This window comes from Pantoea sp. EABMAA-21 (genome assembly GCF_030053335.1).
Taxonomy (GTDB): domain Bacteria; phylum Pseudomonadota; class Gammaproteobacteria; order Enterobacterales; family Enterobacteriaceae; genus Pantoea; species Pantoea communis.
The window spans coordinates 1-15,436 of record NZ_JASGBX010000001.1; the positions used below are offsets into that span (position 1 = coordinate 1).

The 15,436-nt window shown below is 56.1% G+C and carries 12 protein-coding genes; 7 read left to right on the plus strand and 5 right to left on the minus strand.

Translation table 11 applies throughout. The features are described 5' to 3' along the window. Positions 1 to 881: hypothetical protein (locus QMZ65_RS00005; RefSeq protein ID WP_283215145.1), on the plus strand; the 881-nt coding region annotated here is incomplete at its 5' end. A gap of 5 nt (positions 882 to 886) precedes the next feature. On the opposite strand, the gene araA is transcribed toward QMZ65_RS00005, so the two are convergent. Together araA and QMZ65_RS00015 are read right to left on the minus strand one after the other, a co-directional pair. Beyond that, complete coding sequence (gene araA / locus QMZ65_RS00010) at positions 887 to 2,377, minus strand: L-arabinose isomerase (RefSeq protein WP_097117237.1); 1,491 nt, start codon at positions 2,375 to 2,377, stop codon at positions 887 to 889. A gap of 11 nt (positions 2,378 to 2,388) precedes the next feature. Further along, entirely contained in the window at positions 2,389 to 4,074 is a 1,686-nt protein-coding gene (locus tag QMZ65_RS00015; RefSeq protein ID WP_283215146.1) for a ribulokinase, read from the minus strand. 366 nt (positions 4,075 to 4,440) lie between these two features. Here QMZ65_RS00015 and QMZ65_RS00020 point away from each other — a divergent pair, with 366 nt between their 5' ends. The 5 genes from QMZ65_RS00020 to QMZ65_RS00040 all read left to right on the plus strand — a co-directional run bounded on the left by QMZ65_RS00020 (position 4,441) and on the right by QMZ65_RS00040 (position 10,217). Continuing rightward, on the plus strand, positions 4,441 to 5,424 hold the full coding sequence (locus tag QMZ65_RS00020; RefSeq protein ID WP_034827390.1) for an arabinose ABC transporter substrate-binding protein: 984 nt from the start codon (positions 4,441 to 4,443) through the stop codon (positions 5,422 to 5,424). A gap of 144 nt (positions 5,425 to 5,568) precedes the next feature. After that, positions 5,569 to 7,089, plus strand: a complete 1,521-nt coding sequence (araG, locus tag QMZ65_RS00025; RefSeq protein WP_097117235.1) for an L-arabinose ABC transporter ATP-binding protein AraG — start codon at positions 5,569 to 5,571, stop codon at positions 7,087 to 7,089. A 17-nt stretch (positions 7,090 to 7,106) separates the two neighbouring features. Then, entirely contained in the window at positions 7,107 to 8,093 is a 987-nt protein-coding gene (gene araH, locus QMZ65_RS00030; RefSeq protein WP_034827386.1) for an L-arabinose ABC transporter permease AraH, read from the plus strand. 88 nt (positions 8,094 to 8,181) lie between these two features. Beyond that, positions 8,182 to 9,099: an arabinose operon transcriptional regulator AraC gene (gene araC, locus QMZ65_RS00035; RefSeq protein WP_283215147.1), complete on the plus strand. Its 918-nt coding sequence runs from the start codon at positions 8,182 to 8,184 to the stop codon at positions 9,097 to 9,099. Positions 9,100 to 9,176: 77 nt separating this feature from the next. Next, a complete protein-coding gene (locus QMZ65_RS00040; protein WP_283215148.1) occupies positions 9,177 to 10,217 on the plus strand; it encodes an oxidoreductase in 1,041 nt (346 codons plus the stop codon). Positions 10,218 to 10,329: 112 nt separating this feature from the next. Here QMZ65_RS00040 and add read toward each other — a convergent pair whose 3' ends face one another. The 3 genes from add to malX all read right to left on the minus strand — a co-directional run bounded on the left by add (position 10,330) and on the right by malX (position 14,211). After that, positions 10,330 to 11,328, minus strand: coding sequence for an adenosine deaminase (gene add, locus QMZ65_RS00045; protein WP_283215149.1), 999 nt, complete (start codon positions 11,326 to 11,328; stop codon positions 10,330 to 10,332). A gap of 118 nt (positions 11,329 to 11,446) precedes the next feature. Further along, positions 11,447 to 12,625 carry a MalY/PatB family protein gene (locus tag QMZ65_RS00050; RefSeq protein WP_283215150.1) on the minus strand — a complete coding sequence of 393 codons (1,179 nt, stop codon included), beginning with the start codon at positions 12,623 to 12,625 and terminating at the stop codon, positions 11,447 to 11,449. Continuing rightward, positions 12,622 to 14,211, minus strand: coding sequence for a maltose/glucose-specific PTS transporter subunit IIBC (malX, locus tag QMZ65_RS00055; protein WP_283215151.1), 1,590 nt, complete (start codon positions 14,209 to 14,211; stop codon positions 12,622 to 12,624). The genes QMZ65_RS00050 and malX overlap by 4 nt, the downstream gene beginning before the upstream one ends. A gap of 179 nt (positions 14,212 to 14,390) precedes the next feature. On the opposite strand from malX, the gene malI reads away from it, so the two are divergent. Further along, positions 14,391 to 15,416, plus strand: coding sequence for a Mal regulon transcriptional regulator MalI (gene malI, locus QMZ65_RS00060; RefSeq protein ID WP_283215152.1), 1,026 nt, complete (start codon positions 14,391 to 14,393; stop codon positions 15,414 to 15,416). The last annotated feature ends 20 nt before the right edge of the window (positions 15,417 to 15,436 follow it).

The window sequence follows — 15,436 nt, forward strand, 5'->3', positions numbered from 1 at the left end:
CGAGGCTACAGGGATGTATTCACGCCGACTTTACGCAACGCCCACCTTTGTCGACTGAACCGCGCGTTTTTAGCCACAGCCCTCATCTTGGCAAGTTAGGTGGAGTTGCTGATGGTTGGTTGCGAAGCCCCCTAAAGGCCAGCCCGATCGCAAAGGAACCCCGCATCCATGCAGATCGGCCGCGCCATCCCTGGCGCGAACGCTTTGCTCTTCGGGCTGGCCTTTATGGGGCAATTGAGACTGTCATTGCTGTAGTCCCTGCAAACTTGAAAGTTCTGTTCAGTACTGAACTAATAAAACATCGCATCAAGCCTCCGTATAGAGACAACGGTGGTCAGGGCTCTTATTGCTGTAGTCAGTGTGAACCTGAGCGTTCGATTCAAATTCAGCGCCAAAAAACCGCAACGAACCTGCATAAAGGAGACAAAGGTGGGCAGTGGAGTAAAGCGTACGCCGCAGGGATGCGGCGTCCGAGGCTACAGGGATGTATTCACGCCGACTTTACGCAACGCCCACCTTTGTCGACTGAACCGCGCGTTTTTAGCCACAGCACCCATCTTTGTAAGTTAGCTGGAGTTGCTGATGGTTCGGTGCGAAGCCCCCTAAAGGCCAGCCCGATCGTAAAGGAACCCCGCATCCATGCAGATCGGCCGCGCCATCCCTGGCGCGAACGCTTTGCTCTTCGGGCTGGCCTTTATGGTGCAATTGAGACTGTCATTGCTGTAGTCAGTGCAAACCTGAAAATTCGATTCAAATTCAGCGCCAAAAAAACCGCAACGAACCTGCATAAAGGAGACAAAGGTGGGCGTTGCTATGCTGCCTGGATCGCAGGTTTTAGCCACAAAAAAGCCGCGACTCAACGCGGCTTCAACAGGTCATAACACGATCAGCGCGCTAACCGGTAATACGCCTCGTTCCAGCGCAATGCATCTTTAAACGCCGGCAAACGCGTATCCTCATCGATTACCAGAACCTCGATGCCGTTCAGCTCGCCGTACAGGTACATATCATCCAAATCCAGTGCCTGACTAAACACCGTATGGTGTGCGCCGCCGGCAAGAATCCATGCCTCGGAAGCGGTAGCCAGTGAGGGCTGGGCACGCCACAAGGCACGCGCGACCGGCAATTTCGGGAGCGGTTTCGGCTGCTCAATCGCATCTACCACATTCACCAGCAAACGGAAACGATCGCCCATATCAATCACACTGGCATTCACCGCGCGACCGGCTGGCGTGGAGAAAATCATGCGCGCCGGATCGGCTTTGCCACCAATGCCGAGGAACTGAACATCAATCAACGGCTTCACCTCTTTGGCAATCGATGGGCACACTTCCAGCATATGTGAACCCAGCACCAAATCATTGCCCGGTGAGAAGTGATAGGTGTAATCCTCCATAAATGAAGTACCGCCCGCACGATTCCCGGCTTGCACCTTCAAAATATGCAGCAGCGCAGCGGTCTTCCAGTCACCTTCACCGGCAAAACCATAACCCTGGCCCATCAAACGTTGAACGGCCAAGCCTGGCAACTGCGTCATGCCGTGCAGAGTCTGGAAATTAGTGGTAAAGGCTTTGCAGCCCTCATCATCGAGGAAACGCTTCAAACCTAATTCAATGCGCGCCGCATCCAGCACGTTCTGACGCTTCTCGCCATTCACGGCGGCAGCCTCGCTGAACAAATACTGGCTCTCGTATTCATCGATCAGCGCATGCACATCGCCATCGCTGACGCTGTTCACCACCTCAACGAGATCGCCGACGCCCCAACCGTTGACCGAATAACCAAACTGAATCTGTGCCGCCACCTTATCGCCTTCGGTCACCGCCACTTCGCGCATATTGTCGCCAAAGCGCGCCACTTTCAGCTGCTGACTGGCCTGCTTCGCTAGTGCCGCATTGATCCAGCGTCCGATGCGTTGCTGGCTGGTCTTATCCTGCCAGTGGCCGGTCACCACGCTGTGCTGTAAGCCCATGCGCGCGCCGATAAAGCCGAACTCTCGGCCGCCATGTGCGGTCTGGTTCAGATTCATAAAGTCCATATCCATACTGTCCCACGGAATTTCTGCGTTGAACTGGGTATGGAATTGCAGCAGCGGCTTATTCAGGATGCTCAGTCCACCAATCCACATCTTGGCCGGTGAGAAGGTGTGTAACCAGGTCATGATGCCGACACAACTATTGTCGTGATTGGCCTCGCGGCACAGCGCCAGCGCTTCATCCGGTGATTTCACCAGCGGCTTCAACACCAGCGGTACCGGCAGTGTGCCCGCTTGATTCAATCCGTCCATCACCTGGCGTGCGTGATGTTCAACCTGGCGCAAGGTTTCCGCTCCGTAGAGATGCTGCGTTCCAATCACAAACCAAACGTTCTGTTCCATTTCTCGCTCCTTTACTTAGCGGATGTGGCGCGGGCGGCATACTGAGGTTCAGCGGCCTGGCACCAGTTTTGATAGCGTTGATAAAGTTGTTGATAGCCCGCCACGCGCAGACTGTTGGGCTGCAAGGTCACGGCGATCGGACTCGCCATCACCTGCTGTGCGGCAGGCACATCGGCATACACGTTTGCGGCGACGGCGGCAAAAATGGCAGCACCCAGCGCGCAGCACTCGTCAGAAGCCACGATATCCAGCGGACGGTTCATCACGTCGCAACAGGCTTGCATAATGGCGGGGGACTTCCGTGCGATACCGCCGAGCGTCAGAATGCTCTCCACCGGAATCTGCTGCTTCTCGAAACACTCCATAATGGCGCGGGCACCAAACGCCGTGGCGGCCACCAGACCACCAAATAACGCAGGCGCGTCGGTGCCAAGATTCAAATCGGTGATCACGCCTTTCAGGCGCTGATTGGCATCCGGTGTGCGACGCCCGTTGAACCAATCGAGCACCACGGGCAGATGATCAAGCTGGGGATCGGCAGCCCAGGCTTCAGTAAGGGAGCGGATTAAATCCTGCTGCATCTCAGCAAGTTGCGGCTGCAACTCAGGATGGCGCACCACGGCCTGCTGCAGCGGCCAGCCCAGCAAGCGGCTAAACCAGGCGTAGATATCACCAAACGCTGATTGACCCGCTTCGCAGCCGATGGCGCCCGGCACCACGCTGCCATCGACCTGGCCGCAGATACCTTTGATGGCGCGATCGCCGACTTTCTCGCTGTCGGCAATTAAAATGTCGCAGGTTGAGGTGCCAATCACTTTCACCAGCGTATAAGGCTGCGCGCCCGCACCGACCGCGCCCATATGACAGTCGAAGGCCCCACCGGACAAAATTACCTGCTCAGACAATCCCAAACGCTGCGCCCATTCGCTGGAAAGCGTGCCCACCGGTACATCAGCAGTTAAGGTGTCGGTAAACAATGGAGAATCCAGCTGCTCGACCAACATCGGATCGAGTGCACGGAAAAAATCTGCGGGCGGTAAACCCTGCCATTCAGGATGCCACAGCGATTTATGCCCGGCGGCGCAGCGTCCGCGCCGCAGCTGCGTCGGGGCAGTGCGACCGCTCAACAGTGCCGGTACCCAATCGCAGAGTTCCACCCAAGACACTGCCGCATCACGCACTGCTGCATCCTGGCGTGACACGTGCAGAATCTTGGCCCAGAACCACTCCGACGAATACACGCCGCCGATATAGCGGGTGTAATCGGTGAAATGACCGTTGCGGCACAGCTGATTAATCTCTTCCGCTTCTTCAATCGCGGTGTGATCTTTCCACAACACAAACATAGCGTTGGGGTTGGTGGCGAATTCCGGGCGCAAGGCTAACACGTTGCCGTCACGGTCAATCGGTGCAGGGGTTGAACCCGTTGAATCCACGCCTATCCCCACCACGGCAGCGCGTTGTTCGGGAGTTAACGCTTGCACCACCGCGACCACCGCCTGCTCCAGCGCGTCGATATAGTCTTGAGGATGATGACGAAAACGGTTGGCATGTGCGTCACAGAATTCTCCCTTCGCCCAGCGTGGGTAGTTCACCACAGCCTTTTCCAGCTCTTTACCACTGTGGCAGTCCACGGCGAGGGCACGCACCGAGTCACTGCCAAAATCCAGCCCAATTGTTATGGCGCCAGCACCCATTGGGATTCTCCTGTGTGAGTTATCTGGCTCTATCCTGGAATGCGGGTGCATAAGCGGTTAGTCATCGCTGGCTGAGAATATGCACTTTTCTGTCATCGGAACCGTTCTGTGATCGGCAGCAAAAGTTAATGACTGGTTAATTTCGCTGAATATATGGAGGAATTAGTCATCGTTTTGGGATGTGATACCGCTCTACATTTTTCTTCGCCATTACCGCTACAACTAGCCCAGCGTTTGCACAGCCTTTGTACAACCTTTGAGCTAACGCGCTGATTTTGCGCTGTACCCAAACGTGAAATCCAATTGGTAGCGTTTACACCGATTCGTTATTAACAGCGATAAAACATCATTGTGCCGGAGAGCATCATGCATAAATTCACTAAAGCGCTGGCGGCGGTAGGTCTCGCCGCGGTTATGTCACAATCCGCTATCGCCGAGACCATGAAACTCGGTTTCCTCGTCAAACAACCGGAGGAACCCTGGTTCCAGACCGAATGGAAGTTCGCAGATAAGGCTGGCAAAGATCTTGGCTTTGACGTGATCAAAATTGCCGTGCCCGACGGTGAGAAAACCCTGAATGCCATTGATAGCCTGGCGGCGAGCGGGGCCAAAGGCTTCGTGATCTGCACACCGGACCCAAAGCTGGGTTCAGCCATCGTGGCGAAAGCGCGTAGCTATGGCCTGAAAGTGATTGCGGTTGATGACCAGTTTGTTACCGCCAAAGGCAAGCCAATGGACACCGTGCCGCTGGTGATGATGGCCGCAACCAAAATCGGTGAGCGCCAGGGCCAGGAACTCTACAAAGAGATGCAGAAGCGCGGCTGGGATGCGAAAGAGACCGGCGTCATGGCGATTACCGCCAATGAGCTGGACACTGCGCGTCGTCGCACTGGCGGTTCGATGGACGCCCTAAAAGCCGCCGGATTCCCGGAGAAACAGATCTATCAGGTGCCGACCAAATCCAACGATATTCCGGGGGCATTTGATGCCGGTAACTCGCTGCTGGTGCAGCATCCAGAAGTAAAACACTGGCTGATTGTCGGCATGAATGACAACACCGTGCTGGGTGGCGTGCGCGCGACCGAAGGCCAGGGCTTTAAAGCGCCCGACGTGATTGGCATTGGCATCAACGGTGTGGACGCGGTGAGCGAGCTGTCTAAAGGCGCACCAACCGGCTTCTACGGTTCGCTGCTGCCCAGCCCGGATGTGCACGGTTATAAGAGCAGCCAGATGCTCTACAACTGGGTGACCAAAGGCGAAGAGCCCGCGAAATTCACCGAAGTCACCGATGTGGTGCTAATTACCCGCGACAACTTCAAAACTGAGTTGGCGAAGAAAGGGCTGATGTAAGTCGCCTGATTGATAAACGCAGCCTCCATCCCGGGTGTTGCAGCAGGTTGGCCATCGCGTTTGCGCCCGTTTCATTGATGGCTGGGGCAAAGCGCGAAGACAACACAGCAACGGCGCGAAAGATGGAGGCGAAGAGGAGTTTCCATGGAAACTGATCAAGCTTTTCTGTCCTTTCATGGCATCAGTAAAACCTTTCCTGGCGTGAAAGCGCTGCAGGATATCTCATTCCAGTGCCGCGCCGGGGAAGTGCACGCGCTGATGGGCGAAAACGGCGCGGGAAAGTCCACGCTGTTAAAGATTCTCAGCGGCAGTTATCAGCCGACTGAAGGTGAGATTCGCATCAAAGGTGAAGTGAAAAGCTTCAACAACACCGTGGATGCGCTGGATGCGGGCGTAGCGATCATCTATCAGGAACTGCATCTGGTGCCGGAGATGAGCGTGGCGGAGAACATCTATCTCGGCCAGCTGCCGCACAAACGTGGGTTGGTGAATCGCAAACTGCTGCGCTACGAAGCGGATTTGCAGCTTAAAAATCTCGGCATGGATATCGATCCTGATATGCCGCTGAAATATCTGTCGCTCGGCCAGTGGCAAATGGTGGAGATCGCCAAAGCGCTGGCGCGCAATGCGCGCATTATCGCTTTTGATGAGCCGACCAGTTCACTTTCAGCGCGTGAAATCGAGCATCTGTTCCGCGTCATTCGTCAGCTGCGCGATCAGGGCCGTACGGTGCTGTATGTGTCGCACCGTATGGAGGAGATCTTTGCCCTGAGCGATGCCATCACCGTGTTCAAAGATGGTCGCTATGTGCGCACTTTCACTGATATGCCGAATACGCATCATGACGACCTGGTGCAGGCGATGGTCGGTCGTAACCTTGGCGATATCTACGGCTATGCGCCGCGCGCCTTGGGCAAAGTGCGTTTGCAGCTTGACCAGGTCGAAGCCAAGGGCGTGCGTATGCCGATTTCACTCACGGTACGAGCCGGTGAAATCGTCGGCCTGTTTGGTCTGGTGGGCGCAGGGCGCAGCGAATTGATGAAAGGGCTGTTTGGTGCCACCAAACTGCGCGGCGGTAGCGTGTCGCTGGATGGTAAAAAGCTCAACATCCGTCAGCCGATCGATGCGATCCGCGCGGGGATCATGCTGTGTCCCGAGGATCGTAAATCCGAAGGGATTATTCCGGTGCACTCGGTGCGCGACAACATCAATATCAGCGCGCGCCGCCACAATCTCACGGCGGGGTGTCTGATTAAACCCGGCTGGGAGGCGAAAAACGCCGATCTTCACATCCGCTCATTGAATATCAAAACGCCAGGCCCGCAGCAGCTGATCATGAACCTGTCAGGCGGCAATCAGCAGAAGGCGATTCTGGGTCGCTGGCTGTCCGAAGAGATGAACGTGATTCTGCTGGATGAACCGACGCGCGGTATTGATGTGGGTGCCAAGCATGAGATTTATAACCTGATATACCAACTGGCAAATAAAGGGATCGCGGTGCTGTTTGCCTCCAGCGATTTGCCCGAAGTGATGGGCCTGGCTGACCGCATCGTGGTGATGCGTGAAGGAGAAATTGCCGGAGAACTGCCACACGACGCGGCCACGGAGCAGTTGACGCTGAGCCTGGCGATGCCGAAAACCCCTCAAGCGGCCGCCGTGGCCTGATGTAAAGGAGAGCAACAATGGCTTCATCTACCACTTCCAACACTCCACCGGTGCAGCGTAACGGCCTGCAGCTGGGGCGTATTTGGGATAACTTCGGCATGCTGGTGGTCTTCGCGCTGCTGTTTATCGTTTGCGCCATCTTCGTACCCAACTTTGGCACGTTCATCAATATGAAAGGGCTGGGGCTTGCCATGTCGATGTCCGGCATGGTGGCCTGCGGCATGCTGTTCTGCCTCGCGTCGGGCGATTTTGATCTTTCCGTCGCCTCGGTCATCGCCTGCGCAGGCGTGGTGACCGCCGTGGTGATCAACATGACGGAGAGTCTGTGGCTGGGCGTCGCGGCCGGTTTAGTGCTCGGCATGGCCACCGGATTTATTAATGGCTTCGTGATTGCCCGGCTGAAGATCAATGCGCTGATCACCACGCTGGCGACGATGCAGATAGTGCGTGGTCTGGCCTATATCTTCTCTGACGGTAAAGCCGTCGGCATCGAGGATGAACGCTTCTTCACCCTCGGTTATGCCAACTGGCTCGGCTTGCCAGCGCCGATCTGGCTCACCATCGCCACCATGATTGTGTTTGGTTTCGTGCTGAATAAAACCACCTTTGGCCGCAACACGCTGGCGATTGGCGGTAATGAAGAAGCAGCTCGCCTGGCCGGGGTGCCGGTGGTGCGTACCCGCATCATTATCTTCATTCTTTCGGGACTGGTTTCGGCAGCGGCGGGCATTATTCTGGCCTCGCGCATGACCAGTGGTCAGCCGATGACTTCACTCGGTTATGAATTGATCGTGATTTCAGCCTGTGTGCTGGGCGGCGTTTCGCTGAAAGGTGGCATCGGTAAGATTTCGTATGTGGTGGCGGGCGTGCTGATTCTGGGTACGGTTGAAAATGCGATGAATTTATTGAATATCTCGCCGTTCTCACAGTATGTGGTGCGCGGTTTGATACTGTTAGCGGCGGTGATTTTTGACCGCTACAAACAGAAAAACAAAGCGGCCTGATTCCAGCCGTAAAAGATGAGGCAGGGCGGCCAAATGGTCGCCCTTCTGGCGCGCGGCACTGCGCATTTACAGGTTACCGTGAGGCACTATGTATCATCGTGAACCCCCTGGTGAGCAGCAGAACCCACTGCTACCCGGCTATCCCTTCAATGCCTGGCTGGTGGCGGGCTTAACACCGATCAATGCCAACGATCAGCTGGACTTCTTTATCGACCGACCGCTCGGCATGAAGGGTTACATCCTTAATCTGACCATCAAAGGTCAGGGCCGCATTTTTGATGGCGAATCGGCGTTTGACTGCGAACCCGGTGACTTGCTGCTGTTCCAGCCTAAAACCCCGCACTACTATGGCCGTTCACCAGACAGCCCATGCTGGTTCCACCGCTGGGTCTATTTCCGTCCACGGGCATACTGGACGGACTGGTTGCAGTGGCAGGATGAGAGCCAGGGCGTGGGGCGGTTACGCTTGCCGGAAGCGCAACGTGCCGAGTTTGATCGTCTGTTTGCCAGCATTGAGCAAACCCACAATTCAGGCCGTCGCTTTGCCGAGGAACTGGCGATGAATCTGCTGGAGCGCTTGCTGTTGCGTGCGGTGGAAGAAGATCCGCGCAGTCATCAGCAAATCCGCGATCCGCGCGTGATTGAAGCTTGCCAATACGTCACCAACCATCTGGCAAGCGAAGTAAAAATCGAGGAAGTGGCGCGGCATGTGTGTCTTTCCCCGTCACGACTGGCGCATCTGTTTCGCGAACAGATGGGGATTAATCTGCTGCGCTGGCGCGAAGATCAGCGCGTCATCCGCGCCAAACTGTTACTGCAAACCACGCAGGAGCCCATTGCCTCGGTCGGGCGCGAAGTGGGTTATGACGATCAGCTCTATTTCTCTCGCGTGTTCCGCAAACGGGTCGGCGTCAGCCCCAGTGATTTCCGCCGTCGCAGTCAGGATGCGCACGATGCCCTGGTGGCGCAGGAAAGCTGGCAACCGGCACGGAGTGCTATCTCCTGAGTTTTCAGGTGATTCCGCCTTGTTGTTACTGGCTGATTCGTCTTAAATCAGTCTGGTAACGAACAAGAGGAATGAGAATGAGCGATAAATTACGTGTCGGCCTGATTGGCTACGGTTTTGCCAGCAAAACCTTTCATGCTCCTTTGATCGTCGGTACGCCAGGCGTTGAACTGGCAGCCGTCTCCAGCAGCGATGCCAGCAAGGTGCATGCAGATTGGCCCTCGGTGCAGGTGGTCTCTGATCCACAAGCCCTGCTGGATGACCCGACACTGCAACTGATTGTGATACCGACGCCAAATGATACTCACTTCCCGTTAGCCAAAGCGGCACTGAATGCCGGTAAACATGTGGTGGTGGATAAACCGTTTACCGTGACACTGTCACAAGCGCGTGAGCTGGATGCACTGGCCAAGGCCAAAGGGCTGCTGCTCTCCGTATTCCACAATCGTCGTTGGGACAGTGACTTCCTGACGCTGAAAACTTTGCTGGCTGATGGCGCCTTAGGTGATGTGCGTTATCTCGAATCGCATTTTGATCGCTTCCGCCCTGAAGTTCGTCAGCGCTGGCGTGAGATGAAAGGCCCGGGCAGCGGTATCTGGTTTGATCTTGGACCGCATGTGTTGGACCAGGCGCTGCAATTATTTGGTCCGCCGGTGGCGATCAATGTGGATATGGCTGAACTGCGCCCGGGAGCGCAAACCACCGATTATTTCCACGCAGTACTGACTTATCCCACTCGTCGCGTGGTGTTACATGCCAGCATGTTGGTGGCGGCTGAATCTGCACGCTTTGTGGTGCACGGCACGCGGGGCAGCTATGTCAAATACGGCCTGGATCCGCAGGAAGATCGTCTGAAAGCGGGTGAACGTCCACCGCAGGAAGACTGGGGCTACGACATGCGCAACGGTAGCCTGACGCTGGCAGAAGGCGATGTGATGGTGGAGAAAGAGCTGCTGACGCTGCCGGGTAACTATCCGGCATACTACGCGGCAATTCGTGATGCGATTGCGGGCACCGGTGATAATCCGGTACAGGCTGAAGAGGCGATTCAGGTGATGGAGCTGATTGAACTCGGTTTACAGTCCGCTGAGAAGCGCCAGACGATGTCGCTGAAGTGATAAAACGAAAGCGCACCCTGCGGGAACCGATGCTATAAAAGCTCAGTTCACCCAGGTGCGGCTTGATTAAAAAGGTGCGTAGCAATGCGCACCTTTTTTACTTTAAGGCGCGTTATCCCGCCACGCGCTGACGCAGTGCAGCTTTCTCTGCATCGCTGAGGAAGGCAATTGTCACACCATTTTCCTGCGCCTGGCGCATCTCTTCGGTAGTGAGTCCTGCCTGCGGCGCAGCGTGCTCATACTCATGCGCCAGCTCAATACCCTGAACTGCCGGATCATCGGTGTTGATGGTGGCGAGAATACCGTGTTGCAGGAAGGCTTTGAGCGGATGAGTGGCCAGTGAAGCTACCGTGCTGGTCTGAATGTTCGAGGTCATGCAGGATTCGATACCAATGCGCTGCTCAGCCAGGAAATCCATCAGCGCGCGGTCTTCAATCGCTTTCACACCATGGCCAATACGCTCCGCGCCGAGTTCGCGAATCGCCTGCCAGATGCTTTCCGGGCCAGCAGCTTCACCGGCGTGCACGGTAATACGGAAACCAGCATCACGCGCGCGATTGAAGTGGCTGAGGAACTCACTGCCCGGGAAGCCGAGCTCATCACCAGCCAGATCGACGGCGGTAATGCCATCGCGGTGTGCCAGCAAACCTTCCAGTTCGCGCAGGCAGGCTTCATCACCAAAGGTACGGCTCATAATGCCGATCAGGTTCACATCCACGCCATACTGTTTTACGCCAGCGCGCACGCCATCAATCACGGCTTCCACTACACCGGCAATCGGCAGGTTATGCGTCATCGCCATATATCCTGGTGAGAAACGCAGTTCCGCATAGTGAATACCGGCGCGTGCGGCATCTTCCACGTTTTCCAGCGCAATGCGGCGGCAGGCATCTAAATCGCCCAGCACTTTCACGCCCCAATCCAGCTTCTGCAGGAAGCTCACCAGATCGGGTTCATTGGCCGTCACTTGCACATGCGGACGTAGATCGTCGAGCGAGTTGGCTGGCAGCGCGAGATTAAACTGGCGACCTAAATCAAGAATGGTTTGTGCGCGGATGTTGCCATCAAGGTGGCGGTGGATGTCGGTCAGGGGGAGTTTCAGGTCAATCATGTCGCACTCGCTAAAGTTTCATAAAGTGCAGAGCATTATAAAAACATCTTGCGCAACAGCGCCAGTGATTTGCGCAAGTCGTGAAATGGATGCTGAATTAATCAGCATCCGAGCGCATTTAATACGATTTTAAAGCCGCAATCAGGCGATCCAGCCCGTCATCCAGCTTGCTGCGTGGACAACCCGCGTTGAGGCGCAGATAACCGCGGCTGGCATCACCGTAAGTCGAACCCGGCATGATCGCCACCTTGTACTGATGAATCAGCTGCTGTTGCAGTGCCTGCTCATCAATACCGAGCGGAGTGAGATCAATCCATGCCAGATAGGTGGCGGCAGGGGGCTGCCAGCTCAGCGCAGGAAACGCGGCATTCAGTCGTTGCGCGATGTGCTGCATATTCGCCTGCAAATAATCGCGCAGTGCATCCAGCCAGGCTGAACCTTCACGATACGCGGCAATGGTCGCCGTGACGGCCATCACCGCCGGTGACGATAAACCATCCTGCTGCTTCAGTGCGTGGAACCACGCCTGGCGATCGGCTTCATGCGGAATGATGCCCCACGCGCCGGTCAACGCCGGAATGTTGAAACTCTTTGATGCCGACGTGAATAACGCCCAGGAAGATTGCGCCACCTGGCTCCACGGGGTGTGGTGTGCGTCGCCCAACACCATATCCATATGGATCTCATCGCTGATCACTTTCACATCGTGACGCGCACAGAGCGCGGCCATTTGCTGCAACTCCTCACGCCGCCACACTTTGCCGGTAGGATTGTGCGGGCTGCACAGCAGCATCACTTTGCAATCGGGTCGCGCCAGCAGCGGTTCCAGCTGCGCCATATCACACTGCCAGTCATTACCCTGGCGCTGTAGCGGCAGTTCCAGCACGCGGCGCTGATTACCGTTGATGGTGTGATAAAACGCATCGTAGGCGGGCGTATGAATCAGCACTTCATCGCCGGGTTTGGTCCAGTGGCGCAGCAATTGCGCCACCATGTAAATCACCGACGGGCCGTAAACCAGCGATTGCGCCTCAACCTCTGTGGCAAAACGATTCTTCATCCAATATTGAATGGCCGAGGTAAAGTCCTTGTGCTGCCAGCGGCTGTAGCCCAAGACGCCATGGTTTAACCGCTGTTGCAGGGCCTCAATGATGCAGGGCGCCGTGGCGAAATCCATATCGGAGATGGTGAAGGGCAATAAGCCCTCCACACCAAAGCGGTCCGCCACGAAATCCCACTGCGTGCACCAGCTGCCGTGGCGATCCACGGCCTGGTCGAAATCAAACCTCTGCATCATGACACCGTCGCGCTCATCAGGTGTGCCATTTCATCTTTCACCGACTGCACCTGCGGACCGATCACTACTTGCAGGCTGGTTTGGTTGAGATGCACCACACCAATTGCACCGTTGGCTTTTAACGCGGCATCGTCCACCTTACTCATGTCAGCAATGGTGAGGCGCAGACGCGTCAGGCAGTTATCCAGCGAGGTGATATTTTCCACACCGCCCAGAGCCGCCAGAATCGCCGGGGTGTTGTAGCCTGATTTCCCCACGCCCGCGCGGCTGACCTGCTGTTCCACGCTGCTGGTTTCTGCTTCACGACCCGGTGTTTTGATATTGAAGCGGGTGATAGCAAACCTGAAGATCGCGTAGTAACCCACGAACCACACCGCCGCAATCACCGGCACCCAATACCATTTGGTGGAGAGGCCGTGCAGCACGCCGAACACGAAGAAGTCGATAACGTTGCCGTCGGTGTTACCGATGGTCACGCCGAGTATCGCCATCACGGTGAAGCCCAGCCCCGTCAACAGGGCGTGGATCAAATACAGTACCGGAGCCACGAACAGGAACAGGAATTCGATCGGTTCAGTAGTCCCGCCGACCACGCAAGCCACCACACCCGAAATCAGCAGCCCTTTAATTTTGTGACGATTTTCAGGACGTGCGCAGTGATAAATCGCCAGTGCGGCACCCGGCAAACCACCGAGGAAGGCCGGCATTTTGCCTTGCGACAGGAAACGCGTGGCGCTTTCCGCAAAGCCGTGGGTATCCGGGCAAGCCAGCTGCGCCTGGAAGATGGTGAGGGCACCGCTGACGCTCTTTCCACAGACGTCGAGCGTGCCGCCCGCATCGGTGAAGCGAATAATTGCCACCAGAATATGTTGCAGACCAAACGGCAGCAGCAGACGTTCGCCGGTGCCGAAGATCATCGGGCCAAATTCACCCGCACTGTTGATCATCCAGCCGAGGCCGGTGATGGCGCGCGCAAAGAATGGCCAAATCAGAGGCACCACTAAGCCGAGTAAGCCCATCACCACGGTGGTGACAATCGGCACAAAGCGCGTACCGCCGAAGAAGGCCAGCGCATCCGGCAGACGGATATTGTGGAAGCGTTCATGCAGCCAGAACACCACCACACCAACAATCACCGCGCCGAGAATACCGGTGTCGATCGACTGAATGCCAAGGATGTTTTGTACGTTGTTGGCTTTCAGCACCGCTGCGTCGGTGGTTGGCAGAATGCCATTGATATTGAGCCAGAAGTTCACGCTCAGGTTTAGCACTGCGTAGCCGACAAAACCGGCAAAGGCAGCGACGCCTTTGTTCTCCCGCGCCATGCCCAGTGGAATCGCAATCGCGAACATCACCGGCAGATAACTGAAGGCAAATGAACCCAGCTTCGCCATCCAGATAAACAGATATTGCAGGAACGGCTGATCGAGCATCGGAATCAGCGTCAGCACATCGTGGCTGCTCAGTGAACTACCGATCCCGAGCAAAATGCCGCAGAACGACAGCAGGGCAACGGGCAACATAAAGGTTTTACCCAGACTCTGGAAAAATTCCCAAAGTGACATTTTGGGTCGGCTGGCGGACATAGTCTCTCCTGGTTAAAAAGCGGCAAATTATCAAAATGGTAAAGAATGATAAAACGTTTTACCAAGCAGTTTTGCGGCTATAGTCACAAAGCGTGACTAATCCCAGGCTTTATTTTTGCGTGAATCAGTGTAACGATTTACCTCTTTGTTTCTTCATCAGTTGTTGGAAACGGAACCGGATGTCACAGCCTAAAACCACTATTCACGATGTCGCGCAGGCGGCTGGCGTATCGGTATCGACAGTCTCTCTGGTGCTGTCCGGTAAAGGACGTATCTCTTCCGCCACGGCCGAGCGGGTTAATCAGGCGATTGAACAGTTGGGTTACGTACGTAACCGTTCAGCTTCCATCCTGCGTGGCGGTGAGAGTGGTGTCATAGGTTTGATTGTGCGCGATCTCAGCCAGCCGTTTTATGCGGCGATGACGGCGGGGCTGAGTGAAGTGCTGGAGCAGCAGGGAAAAGTGTTGGTTCTGACGCAAAGCGGACAACACGGGCAGCATCTGCAACGCTGCTTCGATTCCCTGGCCGCACAGGGCGCGGATGGCATTGTGTTGGGTGGTGCCGTTGCGCAGGCGGATACGCTGGTCGCGCAGGCGCATGAGCAACAGATTGCACTCATTTGCGCCGCGCGGGCCAGTAGCCTCGATAAGGTCGATTCCTTGCGTCCGGATAACAGCCAGGCGGCGCGCATCGCCACCGAATATCTGATCCGTCAGGGGCATCAGCGTATCGCGTGGGTCGGCGGATTGGGTTCTTCTCTAACGCGCGCGGAACGTATTGGCGGCTATTGTGCGACCCTGTTGCAATACGGCTTACCGTTTCGTCCAGACTGGATCATTGAGTGCGACGATCGGCAGCAGAGCGTATCGGCATTGACGCAGGAACTGCTGCATCACCATCCGCGCATCACCGCTATCATTGCCCATAACGCCAGTACCACGCTCGGCTGCTATTTTGGTGCGATCCACAGTGGACGCTCGCTGGGCGAAGATGCGGTGGACAGCTACTTCACGCAAAAGCTGGCGCTGGTCGGCTTTAATGACGATCCGCTACGCGAGTCGTATGACTCCTCGCTAACGTTTGTCAGTAGTGAAGCGCGTGATGTGGGAAGGCGAGCGGGGGAAAGGATGCTGCAACGACTGGCGAAACCGGATGCGGAAGTGCAAACGCTGATTGTGCCGCCGCAGTTGGTGCGGGGCGTTTAGCGGCGCGATAGCTCGCGCCG

Coding starts and splice junctions, on each gene's coding strand:
- QMZ65_RS00040 (WP_283215148.1), top strand. CDS start 9,177: ATGAGCGATAAATTACGTGTCGGCCTGATTGGCTACGGTTTTGCCAGC.
- araH (WP_034827386.1), top strand. CDS start 7,107: ATGGCTTCATCTACCACTTCCAACACTCCACCGGTGCAGCGTAACGGC.
- malX (WP_283215151.1), bottom strand. CDS start 14,211: ATGTCCGCCAGCCGACCCAAAATGTCACTTTGGGAATTTTTCCAGAGT.
- araG (WP_097117235.1), top strand. CDS start 5,569: ATGGAAACTGATCAAGCTTTTCTGTCCTTTCATGGCATCAGTAAAACC.
- QMZ65_RS00015 (WP_283215146.1), bottom strand. CDS start 4,074: ATGGGTGCTGGCGCCATAACAATTGGGCTGGATTTTGGCAGTGACTCG.
- QMZ65_RS00050 (WP_283215150.1), bottom strand. CDS start 12,625: ATGATGCAGAGGTTTGATTTCGACCAGGCCGTGGATCGCCACGGCAGC.
- araC (WP_283215147.1), top strand. CDS start 8,182: ATGTATCATCGTGAACCCCCTGGTGAGCAGCAGAACCCACTGCTACCC.
- araA (WP_097117237.1), bottom strand. CDS start 2,377: ATGGAACAGAACGTTTGGTTTGTGATTGGAACGCAGCATCTCTACGGA.
- malI (WP_283215152.1), top strand. CDS start 14,391: ATGTCACAGCCTAAAACCACTATTCACGATGTCGCGCAGGCGGCTGGC.
- add (WP_283215149.1), bottom strand. CDS start 11,328: ATGATTGACCTGAAACTCCCCCTGACCGACATCCACCGCCACCTTGAT.
- QMZ65_RS00020 (WP_034827390.1), top strand. CDS start 4,441: ATGCATAAATTCACTAAAGCGCTGGCGGCGGTAGGTCTCGCCGCGGTT.